Genomic DNA, 15,016 nt, shown 5'->3' with positions numbered 1-15,016 from the left:
CCTGCGGGCACCCCGGTGGTGCGACGCCACCGGGGCCCGAGAAGGCGCCCCTGGCGTCACAGTACGCCCGCGCCGCCCTGCGCCACCCCGGCCGAACGGCCCGAGAGGTGCGCCGACGGCTCAGGCCGCGTCGAGCGCCTTGCGGATCCGAGTGTCGGAGATCGGGTACGCCGTGCCGCGGGTCTGCGCCCAGAGGCTGACGCGGTACTCCTCGAGCATCCACCGCACCTGCACCAGCGCCGCGCTCGGCAGCCGCCCGTCGGGCAGCGCGGCGATGCGGTGCAGGTACGCCTCCTGCAGCGCGCCGACCTGGTCCATCAGCCGGCGGTCCCGGGCGGCCCCGCCGCCGGTGGTCAGCCGGGCCCGGCGGTCCGCGACGGCGGCGAGGTAGCGCGGCAGCTGCCGCAGCTGCGTCGTACCCGCCTCGGAGACGAAGCCGCGGTGCACCAGCCGGCCGACCTGCGCCTTCATGTCGGCCACCGCGGAGAGCAGGGAGAGGTCCACCGAGCCGCTCAGGGTCTTGTCGACCTCGCGCCACGCGGCGAGGACGCGCACCACGTCGTGGAGCACCACCCGGGTGGTGTCCGCGAGGTCGCCGCGAACCTCGCCGGCGAGCCGGCCGAAGGAGGCCTCGTCCCAGACCGGGCCGCCGTGCCGCTCGACGAGGTCGTCGACGGCGGCCGCGACGCAGTCCTCGAGCAGGTCGGCCACCGACGGGTACGGCGATCCTGCCAGCGACAGCTTCTCGGTGTTGGACAGCGCGTCGGCGATCGACCGGGCCGGCGACGGGACCGCCAGCATCAGCAGCCGCCGCAGCCCCCGCCGGTGCGAGGCGTCCCGCTCTGCCTCGGACCCGAACACCTGCAGCCCCACGGTCCGGCCCTCGTCGACCAGACCCGGGAAACCGCGCACCTCGTGGCCGGCGCGGGTCTGGGTGAAGGTCTGCTCGACGGTGCCGAAGCTCCACGACGTGCGGCCGGTGACGTCCAGCCCGGAGGCCGCCGCCGCCTCCTCCATCGCCGCCCGGAACTTCGGCCGCAGCGGCTCCTTGAGCTTCTCGAGGTCCTTGCCCTCCCCGACCACCCGGCCACGTTCGTCGACGACCCGGAAGGTCGGCCGCAGGTGGTCCGGCACCTTCGTCCAGTCCCACGCCTCGGGGGGCACGTGCACCCCGTTGCGGCCGCGCAGGAAGCGCTCCAGCGCGTCCAGCAGCGACTCCTCGCCCGGCGACGCGGCCGCCAGGAACTCCCGGGCGACGTTGGGCGCCGGCACGAAGTTGACCCGCAGCTGCTTGGGCAGCGAGCGGATCAGCGCGGTCACCAGCTCCGCCCGCAGCCCGGGCACCTGCCAGGTGAACGCGGTGGAGTCCACCTGGTTCAAGGTGGCCACCGGTACGTCGACGCTCACGCCGTCGGCCGCGGTGCCGGGCTCGAACTGGTAGCTCAGCGGCAGCACCAGGTCGCCCTCGCGCCACACGTCCGGGTAGTCCGCCGCGGTCACCTCGGCCGCGGTGTCGTGCACGAGCATCGTCGGGTCGAAGGTGAGCAGGTCCGGGTGCTCCTGCCGGGTCCGCTTCCACCACGAGTCGAAGTGCGCGCCGGAGACCACCTCGGCCCCGACCCGCGCGTCGTAGAAGTCGAAGAGGCTGTGCTCGTCGACGACGATGTCGCGGCGCCGGGCGCGGTGCTCGAGCTCGGCGGCCTCCTCGAGCAGCGCACGGTTCTCGGCGAAGAACTTCTGCCGGGTCTCCCACTCGCCGTACACCAGCGCGTGCCGGATGAACAGCTCCCGGGCGAGCGCCTGGTCGACCTTGCCGTAGGAGACCAGCCGGTCGGCGACCAGCGGGACGCCGTACAACGTCACCCGCTCGTAGGCCATCACCGCGGCGCGCTTCTTGCTCCAGTGCGGCTCGGAGTAGGTGCGCTTGACCAGGTGCGCGCCGAGCTCCTCGGCCCACTCCGGCCGGATCGCGGCGTTGACCCGGCCCCACAGCTTCGAGGTCTCCACCAGCTCCGCGCTCATCACCAGCTGCGGCTGCTTCTTGAACAGCCCCGAGCCGGGGAAGATCGAGAACCGGGTCGACCGGGCGCCCAGGTAGTCACGACGGTCGGGGTCTCGCAGCCCGACGTGCGAGAGCAGACCAGCGAGCAGCGACTGGTGCACGCCGTCGGCGTCGACCTCGTCGGCCGGGCGGCCGACGTCGAGCTTCAGCTGCTTGGCGACCTGGCGCAGCTGGGACTCGAGGTCCTGCCACTCCCGGATCCGCAGGTAGTTGAGGTACTCCGCCCGGCACATCCGCCGGAAGGCGCTGGAGGAGAGCTCCTTCTGCTGGGTGCGGACGTAGCGCCACAGGTTCAGCAGCGTGAGGAAGTCGGAGGTCTCGTCCTTGAAGCGGGCATGCTTCTGGTCGGCCTGCGCCTGCGCGTCCACCGGTCGTTCCCGGGGGTCCTGCAGGGAGAGCGCCGCGGTGACCACGAGCACCTCGCGCAGGCAGCCGCGGCCCTCGGCCTCCAGCACCATCCGGCCCAACCGCGGGTCCACCGGCAGCGCGGCGAGCCGGCGGCCGGTGCCGGTCAGCTTGCGGGCCGCCGAGCCGGTCGGCGCGAGCAGCGCGCCGAGCTCCTCGAGCAGCTGCACGCCGGCCTTGACGTTGCGTTGGTCGGGCGGATCGACGAACGGGAAGCGGGCAACGTCGCCGAGCCCGAGCGAGGTCATCTGCAGGATCACGGCCGCGAGGTTGGTGCGCAGGATCTCCGGGTCGGTGAACTCCGGCCGCGACTCGAAGTCCTCCTCGGAGTAGAGCCGGATGCAGATGCCGGCCTCGACGCGGCCGCAGCGGCCGGCGCGCTGGTTCGCCGAGGCCTGGCTGATCGGCTCGATCGGCAGCCGCTGCACCTTGGTGCGGGCGCTGTAGCGGGAGATCCGGGCGTAGCCGGCGTCGACGACGTACCGGATCCCGGGCACGGTCAGGGAGGTCTCGGCGACGTTGGTGGCGAGCACGACGCGGCGGCCGGTGTGCCGCTCGAAGACCTTGTGCTGCTCGGCGGCGGAGAGCCGCGCGAACAGCGGCACCACCTCGAAGGCGTCGCTGAGCCGGCTCGGGCGGAGCTTCGCCAGCACGTCCGCGGTGTCGCGGATCTCGCGCTCGCCGGGCAGGAACACCAGGATGTCGCCGGGGCCCTCGCGGACCAGCTCCTGCACCGCGTCGACGATCGCCTCGGTCTGGTCCTTGATGACGAGCTCGCCCTCGGCGCCGATGTCGGGGTCCGCGTAGGACTCCTCGACCAGCGGGCGGTAACGCACCTCCACCGGGTAGGTCCGGCCGGACACCTCGATGATCGGCGCCGGGGTGCCGTCCGCGGCGCTGAAGTGCTCGGCGAACCGCTCCGGGTCGATCGTCGCGGAGGTGATCACGACCTTGAGGTCGGGGCGCTGCGGCAGCAGCTGCTTGAGGTAGCCGAGGATGAAGTCGATGTTGAGGCTGCGCTCGTGGGCCTCGTCGATGATCAGGGTGTCGTACGCCGAGAGCAGCCGGTCGCGCTGCAGCTCGGCCAGCAGGATCCCGTCGGTCATCAGCTTCACCAGGGTGCTGCCGCTGGACCGGTCGGTGAACCGGACCTGGTAGCCGACGATGTTCTCCGGGTCGCCCAGCGCCGTGCCCAGCTCCTCCGCGATCCGCTCGGCGACGCTGCGCGCGGCGATCCGGCGCGGCTGGGTGTGGCCGATCATGCCCTCCACGCCCCGGCCGAGCTCCAGGCAGATCTTGGGCAGCTGGGTGGTCTTGCCCGACCCGGTCTCCCCCGCGACGATCACCACCTGGTGGTCGCGGATCGCCGCGGCGAGGTCGTCGCGGCGCTGGCTGACCGGCAGCTCCTCGGGGTACCGGATCGCCGGGACCTGCGCGCGGCGGGCCTGCACCTGCTCCGGGGTGAACCTCGGCCGGCGCCGCTGCCCGGTGTGCGCGGCGCGACCGTCGCCACCCTGGCGGGAGGCCCGGCGTCGCGGCGCGCGGCGACGGCCGCGCCCCGGCGGACGCCCGGAGGGGTCGCGCTCGGCGTCCTGCTGGCTGGCCTCGCTCATGACGGGTGCGAGTCTACGGGCGGCACGGCCGCACCTCAGGCCTGCCTGCGAGAGGGAGCGCTCACGACGAGATCAGGTTTGGAACACCCACGGTGGGGCACATCTTCTTCCGGAAGGGAGTTCAACATGACATTCATCCTCTGGCTCATCGCGGTGGCCCTGGTCATCTGGGGCATCGTCACCTTGATCCGTGGCGGCGTCCTCATGGGCATCGTCCTGATCGTGGTCGGCCTCCTGGTCGGCCCCGGCGGTTACAGCCTCTTCAACAAGTAGCTGAGCAGCGACCCGTCGGACGACCGGCTGGACCTTCCCCGCACCCGGGCAAGGTCCAGCCGGTCGTCGTATCTCCGGGCGGGGGTGCCGGCTTCCCTACCAGTCGGTATCTTCGCGTTCATGAGCACTACCGCTCCCCCGAGCCCGCCGGTCACCTCCGCCACGCCGGCAGCGGCCGGGCCGGCCGCACTGCCCCGGCACGTCCGCGTGCTGGTGGTGGGCGCCGGCTTCGGCGGCCTGGGCATGGCGATCCGGCTGCAGCAGCAGGGGGAGCGGGACTTCGCCGTCCTCGACAAGGGCGAGGAGGTCGGCGGCACCTGGCGGGACAACACCTATCCCGGTGCCGCCTGCGACGTGCCCTCGCAGCTCTACAGCTTCTCCTTCGCACCCAATCCCGACTGGTCGCGGTCGTTCTCCCCGCAGGCGGAGATCCAGGCCTACCTGCGGCGCGTCGCCCGGGAGTCCGGAGTCCTGGACCGCTTCTTCTTCGGTACGTCGTTGGAGCGGGCGAGCTGGGACGACGAGGCCGCCCGGTGGCGGGTCGTGACCAGCGCCGGCGAGCTCAGCGCCGACGTGCTGGTCACCGCCACCGGCGGGCTGTCGGAGCCTCGGATGCCCGCCATCGACGGCGTCGACGAGTTCGAGAGGACGATCTTCCACTCCGCCCGCTGGGACCACGAGCAGGACCTCGCCGGCAAGCGGGTGGCGGTGATCGGCACCGGCGCCTCGGCGATCCAGATCGTGCCCGAGCTGGCCAGGACGGTCGCCCACCTCGACGTCTACCAGCGCACCGCACCGTGGGTGATCCCCCGCCGTGACCGCGCCTACTCCTCCCTCGAGCGGCTGGCGCTGCGGCACCTGCCGCCGTTGCGGCGCGCCTACCGCACCGCGATCTACTGGGCGCGTGAGTGCTACGTGCCCGGGTTCACGATCGACCCGCGGCTGGCCGCCCCGGCGGAGCGGGCCGCCCGGGCCAACATCGCGCGAGCCATCCACGACCCCGGGCTGCAAGCCGCGGTGACCCCGACGTACCGCCTCGGCTGCAAGCGGGTGCTGCTCTCCAACGACTACTACCCCGCCCTCGCGCAGGACCACGTCGCGCTGGTCACCGACCCGATCCGCCGGATCAGCCGCACCGGCGTGGTGAGCGCCGACGGCACCGAGCGACCGGTCGACGCGATCGTGGTGGCGACCGGCTTCCACACCACCGAGCAGCCGATCGCCGCCCGGATCCGCGGCCGGGAGGGCCGTTCGCTGGCGGAGGTGTGGGCCGGGGAGGGCATGAACGCCTACAAGGGCACGACCGTCCACGGCTTCCCGAACCTCTTCCAGATCGTCGGGCCCAACACCGGCCTCGGGCACTCGAGCATGGTCTTCGTCATCGAGTCCCAGATCGCCTACGTCCTCGACGCGCTGGCCACGATGCGCCGTCGGGGGCTCGCCTCGGTCCAGCCGACCGCGGCCGCTCAGCACCGCTGGAACGCCGCCCTGCAGCGCCGGATGAAGCGCACGGTGTGGAGCACCGGCGGCTGCTCGAGCTGGTACCTCGACGCGCACGGCCGCAACACCACGCTGTGGCCACGGACCACCTTCGTGTTCCGCCGGCTGCTGTCCTCGTTCGACGTGGAGCGCTACGTGACCACCCCGGCCGGTCCCGGGCCAGAGCACGGCCAGGACCCGACCGGCTCCTCGCCCACCACCGCCAAGGTCCGCGCGTGAAGTCCCTCGACGGCAAGGTCGTCGTGATCACCGGTGCCGGCTCCGGCATCGGCCGTGCCCTCGCGCTCGACGCCGGCCGGCAGGGCGCCGTGCTGGCGCTCAGCGACTGGGACGAGACCGGCCTGGCCGAGACGGCCTCGCTGCTCGCCGATGCCGGCACCGGCCCCGGCCAGTGCCGCACCGACCGGCTCGACGTCCGCGACCGCGAGGCGATGCGGCACTACGCCGCCTCGGTCAGCGAGGAGCTCGGCCGGGTGAACGTGCTGGTGAACAACGCCGGGGTGGCCCTGCACGGCGACTTCGAGGAGGTCTCCTACGAGGACTTCGAGTGGGTCATCGACGTCGACTTCTGGGGCGTGGTGCACGGCACCAAGGAGTTCCTCCCGCACCTGATCGCCTCCGGCGACGGGCACCTGGTGAACCTCTCCAGCCTGTTCGGCCTGATGGGGATGCCCGGTCAGACCGCCTACAACTCCGCGAAGTTCGCGGTGCGCGGCTTCACCGAGGCCCTGCGCGAGGAGATGCTGGTCGCCGGCCACCCGGTCGGGGTCACCTGCGTGCACCCCGGCGGCATCCGCACCGCGATCGCCCGCAACGCCCGGACCACCGCCTCGCACGACCAGGCGGAGGTGGCCCGGCACTTCGACCGCAGGCTGGCCAGGACGACGCCGGAGAAGGCGGCCGAGGTGATCTGGGCGGCTGTCCGCGCCGGCCGACCGCGCGCTGTCGTCGGAGCCGACGCTCAGCTGCTCGACGTGCTCGTCCGGGTCGCCGGACCGCGCTACCAGGACGTGGTCGCCCGGCTGTCCAAGCGGCTGGCGCCCTGACCGGTTCTCCCCCGCCGCGAGACGCCTGCTGCGTTCTGTCGGCGCCAGGACGTACGGTGGGACCTCGAACATCACCCGGGGGGTCGATGAGCAGGTTCCACTCTCTGCCCGCACGGGGAGAGACCCGGTCCGGCGCGCGCGCGTCGCGGAGCCCGGTGCTGTCCGCGCGCCCGGAGCTGCTGGTCTGCGAGAGCTACGACCCGGGCCACCAGATGCACTACATCCAGCAGGGGCAGGCGCTGCGCTCCCCGTCGGTGCGCGCCGAGCGGCTCCTCGTCGACGGTGAGCGCGTGGAGCTGACCCTGGCCTCCGGCGAGCTGCTCGCGTGGCGTCACCACGACCCGGAGCGGCTCAGGTCGGTCCTCGGGCTCTTCCCCAGCTCACGGGTGGTCTATCGGCAGTTCCACGCCCTGCGGATCGGGCCCTACTGGTTCAACTGCGCCACCGACGCCTTCCGTCCCTGCCTGTCGCAGCCGGGAGAGGCCGCCTCGGGCGCCTAGGATCCGAGCGTGCACGAGGCCCGGGTGAGCTTCACGAAGTGGGGCGGACGACCGCACTGGGAGTACGACGCGATCCGGCTCGGCGAGGACGAGCACGGCACCTGGCTGGGCGCGCCGGCCGGCACCCGGGTGAGCCGCCCGGGCGCCGAGTACCACACTCCGCTCGGCTTCACCGCGCTGGTGCCGCGCGACGGGGCCTTCGTGGCGACCTTCTACGCCCACGGCGCCACCGACCTGCCCGCCGGCTGGGTCGAGGTGTACGTCGACATCACGACCATCCCGGTCTGGGCGGACGCGACGGTCACGATGGTCGACCTGGACCTCGACGTGGTCCGCGGCCGCACCGGGCGGGTCTGGATCGACGACGAGGACGAGTTCGCCGACCACCGGGTGCGCTTCGGCTACCCGGCCGACGTGGTGCGGCTGGCGACCGCCTCGTGCGAGCGGGTGCACGCCGCGGTCACCTCCCGCCGGCCGCCGTACGACGGGCAGGTCAGCCGGTCCTGGCTGAGCCGGCTGCCGGCTCCCCCGACCGCGCCTCTGCACGCTCCTCCGGACGCTCCCCGGGGTGACGCCGACCGCGGCTGACGGTCCGGGCGCGCAACGGACCCACCAGCCGGGGACCGGCGAGCCGGTCCTCCAGCCGCCGGGCCTCCCGCTTCAGCGGCTGGGCGAAGTGCTCGCCGAGCAGCACCCCGGAGGCCAGGGCGATCGCGATCGCGACGGCGTTGATCAGCGACAGGATGCCGTTGCCGCCCATCCCGAGCAGTGCCAGCCCGCGGTAGATCGACAGCCCGGGCAGCAGCGGGACGATGGCGGAGACCACCACCACCAGCGGCGGCACCCGGACCCGGCCGGCCGCCGAGTAGGAGACCACCCCGATCAGCACCGCCGCCGACGCCGCCGCCCAGGCCCGGCCGACGCCCTGCGCCTCGACGCCGGTGAAGACCAGCGCGGCGCCCCCGGCGATCAGCGCGATCGGCGCGATCGTCCGCAGCGGCGCGTAGGAGGCGTAGGCGAACGCGCCCGCCGCCACCGCCGACCCCACCACGACGGCTCCGAGGTCGGTGAGCGAGCTCGCGCCCGGATCGAGCCGGCCGAGGTCCACGCCCAGCATGTCCCCGATCGCCAGCCCGCCGCTCACCCCGGCGATGATCCCCGCCGTGGCGAGCATGGCCTCCAGGATCCGCGCGCCCGCGGTGAGCGGGAACCCGGTCAGCGCGTCCTGCACCGCCCCCATGAACCCGATCCCGGCGAGCAGCATGATGATGCTGGCGGTCACCACCATCGAGGGGTCGGTGGACACCCCGGCGGCCGCGGTGCCGACCGCCAGCAGCGTGGCCACCAGACCGCCGGCCACCTGCTGGTAGAAGCCGGGCAGCCGCCGGCGGCTCATCGCCCTCATCAACCGGTCGATGAGCACCGCGGCGACGAAGGCGATGCCGATCAGCAGCCAGTTGCCGCCCAGCAGCAACCCCACCCCCGCGCCCATCACGCCGTTGGCGAGGGTGGCCGCCCAGCGGGGGCGCCGGTGACCGGAGGAGACGATCCGGGCCAGCCGCGCGCGGGCCTCGTCGAGGTCGATCCGACCGGAGATCAGGTCGCGCACGAGGTGGTCGACCTCGGTCAGGTCCTCGTAGTCGATCTCGCGGTGCCGGACGTGGCGCACCGCGATCCGCGGCGGTTCGTCGTCGACGGTCTGGTGGGTGACGGTGAGCGCGGTGAAGGTGACGTCCACGTCGACGCCGCGCAGGCCGCAGGCATGCACCACCGACCACATCGTGGCGTTGACGTCCGCGGCGCCGGCTCCGGAGGAGAGCAGCACCTCCCCGACGCGCAGCGCCAGGTCGAGGGTCTTGTTGATCCGTTTCGTCTCAGGCATCGCAGCCCAAGTCTCCCGAACCGCACCCCTGCGACGCGAGCCCGTGAACGTGCGTTTGCTCACCCGGACCGGCGACGGTGGTCGTGGCATGACGAGGCCCCCGGACCGGACGCGGTGCGGGGGCCTTGCGGAAGGCTCCGATCAGCTGGTCGGAGCGGCTTCCTTGGACTTGCGCGGCGGGGCCAGGTCGACCGACGCCTCCTTGGACTTGCGCGGCGGGGCCAGGTCGACCGACGCCTCCTTGGACTTGCGCGGCGGGGCCAGGTCGACCCGCGCCTCCTTGCTCTTGCGCGGCGGGGCCAGGTCGACCCGCGCCTCCTTGGACTTGCGCGGCGGGGCCAGGTCGACCCGCGCCTCCTTGCTCTTGCGCGGCGGGGCCAGGTCGACCCGCGCCTCCTTGCTCTTGCGCGGCGGGGCCAGGTCGACCCGCGCCTCCTTGCTCTTGCGCGGCGGGGCCAGGTCGACCCGCGCCTCCTTGCTCTTCTTCGGCGGGGCGAGCTGGACCGACACCTTGTCGGAGCTGCTGCCGGTGGCCGCGACGGCGGCGCCGACGGTCACCATGCCCAGGACCAGGGTGCCGGCGCCGATGGCGCCACCGATGCGGAGCGCGCGGGCGCGCGTCACCGCCCTACTGTTTCGCGTCATGTGATCTCCCAGTTCTCACATTGCGGATGGGGGGACTTGCACCGTAGGGGTTGCCGTGCCGCAGTGGCAGTGGTCTGTTCGATTCAGGTTGATAATCGGGGTCGAAATGGCCCTTTCGGACCACGTTTGCTAGTCCTCCCCAACCAGTCCCGCCGGCAGATTGTCCGGGTTCAGCGGGGTATGAGGACCGGCGGAGCCATCTCCAGGCGCACCCCGAGCAGCCGCACGGCACGGCTCCGGTCGAACCCGTCGAGCAGCCCGGTGACTGCGTCGAGGACCGGCGACTCCGCTGTGGTCGGCTCCGGCAGCGCGGTGCTGCGGGTCCGGGTCTCGAAGGGGGCGTAGCGGACCTTGAGCCCTACCCGGACGGCCGGTCGGTCCTCGGCGCGGACGTCCTCCAGGACGCGCCGGGCGAGCCGGCGTACCTCGTCGGCCACCTGCTCCCAGTCGGTGAGGTCGCGCTGGAACGTGGTCTCCCGGCCGTGTCCGCGCGGGACGTAGGGAGTCGGGTCGACGGCGGAGGAGTCGGCCCCGCGACCGAGCCGCCGGTACCACGGCCCCATCGTGGGACCGAGCCGGTCGGCCAGCGTGCGGGCCGGTGTCGCGGCCAGCTCGGCGACGGTCCGCACGCCCATCGCGGCCAGCTTCGCCGAGGTCTTGGGGCCGACACCCCAGAGCGCCTGGGTGGGCCGGTCCCCCATCACCTCGAACCAGTTCTCCTCGGTGAGCCGGAAGGCACCGCGCGGCTTGCCCAGGTCGGTGGCGTTCTTCGCCCGGACCTTGTTGTCGCCGATCCCGACCGAGCAGTGCAGCCCCGTCTCCTCCAGGACGGCGGCGCGCACGTCGGCGGCGAATCCCTCCGGGTCGTCGGTCTCGACACCCAGGAACGCCTCGTCCCAGCCGAGCACCTCCACCGGCACCTCGAAGGAGCGCAGCACCTGCATCACCTGCGCCGAGGCGGCGTCGTACGCGGGCCCGTCGGCGGGGAGGAACACCGCGTCGGGACATTTCCGTGCCGCCGTGCGCAGCGGCATGCCCGAGCGGATGCCGAACTCGCGCGCCTCGTACGACGCGGTCGCGACCACCCCGCGCTCGGAGGGGTCCCCGCGGCCGCCGACCACCACCGGCCGACCTGCCAGCTCCGGACGGCGCAGCACCTCGACCGCCGCGATGAACTGGTCGAGGTCGACGTGGAGCACCCACCGGTGCGGCGTCGCCGTCATGCGCCAAGTCTGCCCTCCGCCCCCGACCGGCACTGCTGGTCTAGATTGCCCGCATGGCTGCTCCGGTGATCGTCGTGGTGGGTGCGGGTCCGGGGCTGGGGGCCGCCCTGGCCCGCCGCTACGGACGGGAGGGCTACGCGGTCGCACTGGTGGCACGCTCCCCCGGGCGGCTCGAGGAGCTGGGGACCGCCCTCCAGGCAGAGGGCATCACCGCCGGCTGGACCGCGGCCGACCTCACCGACGAGGGCGCCCTGCGCGCGGCGGTGACCCGGTTCGGCGGCTTCTCCGGCTCGATCGACGTGTTGCACTACAACCCCAGCGTGTTCCGGGAGCGGGACCCGCTCGAGCTCACCGCCGCCGAGCTGCTCCAGGACGTGCACGTCGGGGTCGGCGGGCTGCTCACCGCGCTGCAGGCCGCCCGGCCGTTCATGGCCGCCGGTGGCCGGGTGAGCGCCACCGGGAGCATGGCCGCGGACGCCCCCTGGCACCGGGCGGCGTCGCTCGGGGTGCAGAAGGCGGCCCTGCGCAACCTCGTCCGGTCGATCGACGCGACCCTGCGGCCCGACGGCATCCGGGCGGTGTCGGTGACGGTCAACGGCACGCTCGAGGCCGGCACCGCCTTCGACCCCGACCGGGTGGCGCAGGCGCTGTTCGACGCTGCCCGGCAGCCCGAGGAGAGCTGGCGCGTCGAGCTGCCGTACGACGGCTGAGCGCTCTTGCCGCAGCCGGGCGACACCGGCAAGGGTGGGCCCATGGAGCTCAGGGTCTTCACCGAACCACAGCAGGGAGCCACCTACGACGACCTCCTCGCGGTCGCGATCACGGCCGAGGCGATGGGCTTCGGCGCCTTCTTCCGCTCCGACCACTACCTGGCGATGGGCGGCAACGGCGAGCCCGGGCCGACCGACGCCTGGATCAGCCTGGCGGGCCTCGCCCGGGACACCGACACGATCCGTCTCGGCACCCTGGTCACCTCCGCGACTTTCCGGCTTCCGGGGCCGCTCGCCATCGCGGTCGCCAACGTCGACCAGATGAGCCAGGGTCGGGTGGAGCTCGGTCTCGGGGCCGGCTGGTTCGACGAGGAGCACACGGCGTACGGCATCCCGTTCCCGCCGACCGGTGAGCGCTTCGACCGGCTGGAGGAGTCGCTCGAGCTCATCACCGGGCTGTGGGCCACGCCGCCGGGCCGGACCTTCGACTTCGCCGGCGACCACTTCTCGGTGAAGGACTCGCCGGCCCTGCCCAAGCCGATGCAGCGTCCGCGGCCACCGGTCATCGTCGGTGGGCGGGGCGCCCGGCGAACACCCCGACTGGCCGCCCGGTTCGCCGACGAGTACAACATCCCGTTCGACACCCCGGAGTTCACCCGCGACCAGTTCGCCCGGGTCCGGCGCGCCTGCATCGACCTCGGCCGCGACCCCGCGGAGCTCGTGTACTCCAACGCCCTGGTGCTGTGCGTGGGCCGGGACGACGCGGAGGTACGTCGTCGGGCCGCCGCGATCGGTCGCGACCCCGAGGAGCTGCGGGCCACCGGGGTGGCCGGCACCGCGGACGAGGCCGTCGACGTCCTCGGCCGCTACGCGGAGGCCGGTGCTTCCCGGGTCTACCTCCAGCTGCTCGACCTCGCGGACCTCGACCACCTGGCGGTGGTGGCCGACCGGGTGATGCCGCAGGTCTGACCGCGTCCGGGCGGCGCCAGCCGACTACGCTGCGGGCGTGCCCACCGCGGACCTCGCCGAGTTGACCGGCCACGCGCTGCGGCTGGTGCCGGCGGAGGGCCGGGCCGTCCTCGGGATCACCGGCCCCCCGGGTGCGGGCAAGTCCACGCTGGCCGGGCAGCTGCTCGCCGCGGTGACCGCCTCCGGCGCCCTGCGAGCCGAGGAGGTGGCGCTGGTGCCGATGGACGGCTTCCACCTGGCCGACGCCCAGCTGGACCGGCTGGGTCTGCGCGAGCGCAAGGGCGCGCCGGCCACGTTCGACCTGCACGGCTACCTCGCGACGCTGCGCCGGCTGCACTGCCGGGACCCCGACCCGGTCTACGTGCCGGCCTTCGAGCGCGACCTGGAGCAGCCGCTGGCCGCCGCACGCGTCGTTCTGCCACAGGTCCGGCTCGTGGTCACCGAGGGCAACTACCTGCTGCTGCGGGAGGGCGGCTGGGAGCGGGTGCGGGCCCTGCTCGACGAGACCTGGTACGTCGACGTGGCCGACCGGCTGCGCCGGGAGCGACTGATCGCCCGCCACGTTCGCTTCGGCAAGGACCCGGCCGCCGCGGCGGCCTGGGTCGAGGCCGTCGACGAGCCGAACGCCCGGCTCGTGGCCGCCGGACGGACCCGGGCCGACCGGGTGGTCGCCGGCTGATCCGGCCCCAGGCTCACCGGCCTCGGGCGGACTGTGGGCGGCGACACCGGTGGCGGCTGCGTGGACCCCTTCCGGGCTGGGTACAAGGAACCCGTGCCCCCCTCCGTTCGTGTCGTCCGACCGCGCCCTGACGAGGTCGAGGTCCGGTGACCGCCGATGTCGTCTACCTGCTCATGGGTGCCGCGCTGTTCCTGGCCGTGGTGCTGCCCTCCGCGCTGCACCGGCAGGCGGTCTCCGCGCCGATGGTGCTGCTCGTCGTCGGCGGCGCGATCGGGCTGCTGCCGCTCCCCGAGGGCTTCCGGCCCTCACCGATCGAGCACCGCGCCTTCGTCGAGCACCTGACCGAGTTCTGCGTCGTGGTCGCGCTGATGGGCGTCGGGCTGGCGCTGGACCGGCCGCTGCGGCTGCGCGACCGCTCCACCTGGCGCCGGTGGGGGGCGACCTGGCGGCTGCTGGCGTTCGCGATGCCGCTGACCATCGGCGCGACGGCGCTGCTGGGCTGGTGGGCGATGGGTCTGGCCCCCGCCGCGGCGTTGCTGCTGGGCGCGGTACTGGCCCCCACCGACCCGGTGCTCGCCTCCGACGTCCAGGTGGAGGGCCCGACCACCCTCGACCCGGACGGCGCCGACGAGGCCGGCGTCGAGGACGACCCGCTGGAGTCGATCGACGAGCACGACGAGGTCCGGTTCGCGCTCACCTCCGAGGCCGGGCTCAACGACGGACTGGCCTTCCCCTTCGTCTACGCTGCGATCGCGCTGGCCACCCTCGGCGGTGTCGGCGAGTGGGGTCTGCACTGGCTCGCCTGGGACCTGGTCGGCAAGGTCGTGCTGGGGATCGTGGTGGGTGTCGCGGTCGGGACGCTGCTCGCCAAGGTCGCCTTCCGGGGCCCGGCTCCGTCGCTGCGGCTGGCGGAGACCGGTGAGCCGTTGATGGCCCTGGCCGCGGTGCTGCTCTCCTACGGCGTCACCGAGGTGGTCGGCGGCTACGGCTTCCTGGCGGTCTTCGCCTGCGCGATGGCGCTGCGGTCCGCCGAGCGCAGCCACGAGTACCACGTGCACATGCACGGCCTCGTCGAGCGGCTGGAACGGCTGCTCACCCTGATCGTGCTGCTGCTGCTCGGCGTGGCCATCACCAACGGGCTGCTGGTCCACCTCACCTGGCAGGGTGCGCTGGTCGGGCTGCTGCTGGTGTTCGTGGTCCGGCCGCTGTCCGGGCTGGTGTCCCTGCGGGTCAACCGAAGCGGTCCTCAGGCCGGCGGGCACGTGCTGGCACCGCGCGAGCGGACGGCCGTCGCGTTCCTCGGCGTGCGCGGGGTCGGGTCGCTGTACTACCTCGCCTACGCCGCCGGTCACGCCGACTTCGGCCACCTCGAGCAGCTGTGGGCCACCGTCGCCTTCACCATCACCGCGTCGGTGCTGGTGCACGGCGTGGCCGCCACTCCGGTGATGCGCCGCCTCGACGCGGCCCGGGACCGGGAGACCGCCGCCCCCCAGGCGTCCTGAGCCGGTC

At 73.4% G+C, this 15,016-nt stretch carries 13 protein-coding genes; 9 read left to right on the top strand and 4 right to left on the bottom strand.

Annotated features, from left to right (window positions below; all coding sequences use genetic code 11):
• Positions 1–120: 120 nt before the first annotated feature.
• On the bottom strand, positions 121–4,080 hold the full coding sequence (gene hrpA, locus H9L09_RS18440) for an ATP-dependent RNA helicase HrpA (RefSeq protein ID WP_187578270.1): 3,960 nt from the start codon (positions 4,078–4,080) through the stop codon (positions 121–123).
• A 126-nt stretch (positions 4,081–4,206) separates the two neighbouring features.
• Between hrpA and H9L09_RS18435 the strand changes: the two genes are divergently transcribed.
• From H9L09_RS18435 to H9L09_RS18415, 5 genes are all read left to right on the top strand, one after another.
• Positions 4,207–4,353 carry a GPGG-motif small membrane protein gene (locus tag H9L09_RS18435; protein ID WP_187578269.1) on the top strand — a complete coding sequence of 49 codons (147 nt, stop codon included), beginning with the start codon at positions 4,207–4,209 and terminating at the stop codon, positions 4,351–4,353.
• A 120-nt stretch (positions 4,354–4,473) separates the two neighbouring features.
• On the top strand, positions 4,474–6,072 hold the full coding sequence (locus H9L09_RS18430; protein ID WP_187578268.1) for a flavin-containing monooxygenase: 1,599 nt from the start codon (positions 4,474–4,476) through the stop codon (positions 6,070–6,072).
• Positions 6,069–6,899: an SDR family NAD(P)-dependent oxidoreductase gene (locus H9L09_RS18425; RefSeq protein ID WP_187578267.1), complete on the top strand. Its 831-nt coding sequence runs from the start codon at positions 6,069–6,071 to the stop codon at positions 6,897–6,899. The genes H9L09_RS18430 and H9L09_RS18425 overlap by 4 nt, the downstream gene beginning before the upstream one ends.
• A gap of 155 nt (positions 6,900–7,054) precedes the next feature.
• Positions 7,055–7,399 (top strand): hypothetical protein, encoded by a 345-nt coding sequence (locus tag H9L09_RS18420; RefSeq protein WP_187578266.1) that lies wholly within the window; start codon positions 7,055–7,057, stop codon positions 7,397–7,399.
• Between the two features lie 9 nt (positions 7,400–7,408).
• Entirely contained in the window at positions 7,409–7,987 is a 579-nt protein-coding gene (locus H9L09_RS18415) for a DUF402 domain-containing protein (protein WP_187578265.1), read from the top strand.
• On the opposite strand, the gene H9L09_RS18410 is transcribed toward H9L09_RS18415, so the two are convergent.
• From H9L09_RS18410 to H9L09_RS18400, 3 genes are all read right to left on the bottom strand, one after another.
• Positions 7,893–9,281 (bottom strand): threonine/serine exporter family protein, encoded by a 1,389-nt coding sequence (locus tag H9L09_RS18410; protein WP_187578264.1) that lies wholly within the window; start codon positions 9,279–9,281, stop codon positions 7,893–7,895. The two genes, H9L09_RS18415 and H9L09_RS18410, sit on opposite strands and share 95 nt — an antisense overlap.
• Before the next feature lie 141 nt (positions 9,282–9,422).
• The gene (locus tag H9L09_RS18405) at positions 9,423–9,905 is read right to left on the bottom strand and encodes a hypothetical protein (RefSeq protein WP_187578263.1); all 483 of its coding nucleotides are present in this window, start codon (positions 9,903–9,905) and stop codon (positions 9,423–9,425) included.
• A 191-nt stretch (positions 9,906–10,096) separates the two neighbouring features.
• The gene (locus H9L09_RS18400) at positions 10,097–11,149 is read right to left on the bottom strand and encodes a DNA polymerase IV (protein ID WP_187578262.1); all 1,053 of its coding nucleotides are present in this window, start codon (positions 11,147–11,149) and stop codon (positions 10,097–10,099) included.
• Positions 11,150–11,202: 53 nt separating this feature from the next.
• On the opposite strand from H9L09_RS18400, the gene H9L09_RS18395 reads away from it, so the two are divergent.
• From H9L09_RS18395 to H9L09_RS18380, 4 genes are all read left to right on the top strand, one after another.
• Positions 11,203–11,859, top strand: coding sequence for an SDR family oxidoreductase (locus H9L09_RS18395; RefSeq protein WP_187578261.1), 657 nt, complete (start codon positions 11,203–11,205; stop codon positions 11,857–11,859).
• A gap of 42 nt (positions 11,860–11,901) precedes the next feature.
• Complete coding sequence (locus tag H9L09_RS18390; protein WP_187578260.1) at positions 11,902–12,828, top strand: LLM class F420-dependent oxidoreductase; 927 nt, start codon at positions 11,902–11,904, stop codon at positions 12,826–12,828.
• A gap of 37 nt (positions 12,829–12,865) precedes the next feature.
• On the top strand, positions 12,866–13,507 hold the full coding sequence (locus H9L09_RS18385; protein ID WP_187578259.1) for a nucleoside/nucleotide kinase family protein: 642 nt from the start codon (positions 12,866–12,868) through the stop codon (positions 13,505–13,507).
• A gap of 146 nt (positions 13,508–13,653) precedes the next feature.
• Complete coding sequence (locus tag H9L09_RS18380; protein ID WP_246456103.1) at positions 13,654–15,009, top strand: cation:proton antiporter; 1,356 nt, start codon at positions 13,654–13,656, stop codon at positions 15,007–15,009.
• The last annotated feature ends 7 nt before the right edge of the window (positions 15,010–15,016 follow it).

This window comes from Nocardioides mesophilus, assembly GCF_014395785.1.
Classification (GTDB): domain Bacteria; phylum Actinomycetota; class Actinomycetes; order Propionibacteriales; family Nocardioidaceae; genus Nocardioides_B; species Nocardioides_B mesophilus.
Note: the sequence above shows the minus strand (reverse complement) of the source record. Positions and strands in the feature narration are given on the sequence as shown.

What these genes read in the sequence shown, in the direction of transcription:
- H9L09_RS18395 (WP_187578261.1), top strand. Translation starts at nt 11,203, where the DNA reads ATGGCTGCTCCGGTGATCGTCGTGGTGGGTGCGGGTCCGGGGCTGGGG.
- hrpA (WP_187578270.1), bottom strand. Translation starts at nt 4,080, where the DNA reads ATGAGCGAGGCCAGCCAGCAGGACGCCGAGCGCGACCCCTCCGGGCGT.
- H9L09_RS18390 (WP_187578260.1), top strand. Translation starts at nt 11,902, where the DNA reads ATGGAGCTCAGGGTCTTCACCGAACCACAGCAGGGAGCCACCTACGAC.
- H9L09_RS18400 (WP_187578262.1), bottom strand. Translation starts at nt 11,149, where the DNA reads ATGACGGCGACGCCGCACCGGTGGGTGCTCCACGTCGACCTCGACCAG.
- H9L09_RS18410 (WP_187578264.1), bottom strand. Translation starts at nt 9,281, where the DNA reads ATGCCTGAGACGAAACGGATCAACAAGACCCTCGACCTGGCGCTGCGC.
- H9L09_RS18435 (WP_187578269.1), top strand. Translation starts at nt 4,207, where the DNA reads ATGACATTCATCCTCTGGCTCATCGCGGTGGCCCTGGTCATCTGGGGC.
- H9L09_RS18430 (WP_187578268.1), top strand. Translation starts at nt 4,474, where the DNA reads ATGAGCACTACCGCTCCCCCGAGCCCGCCGGTCACCTCCGCCACGCCG.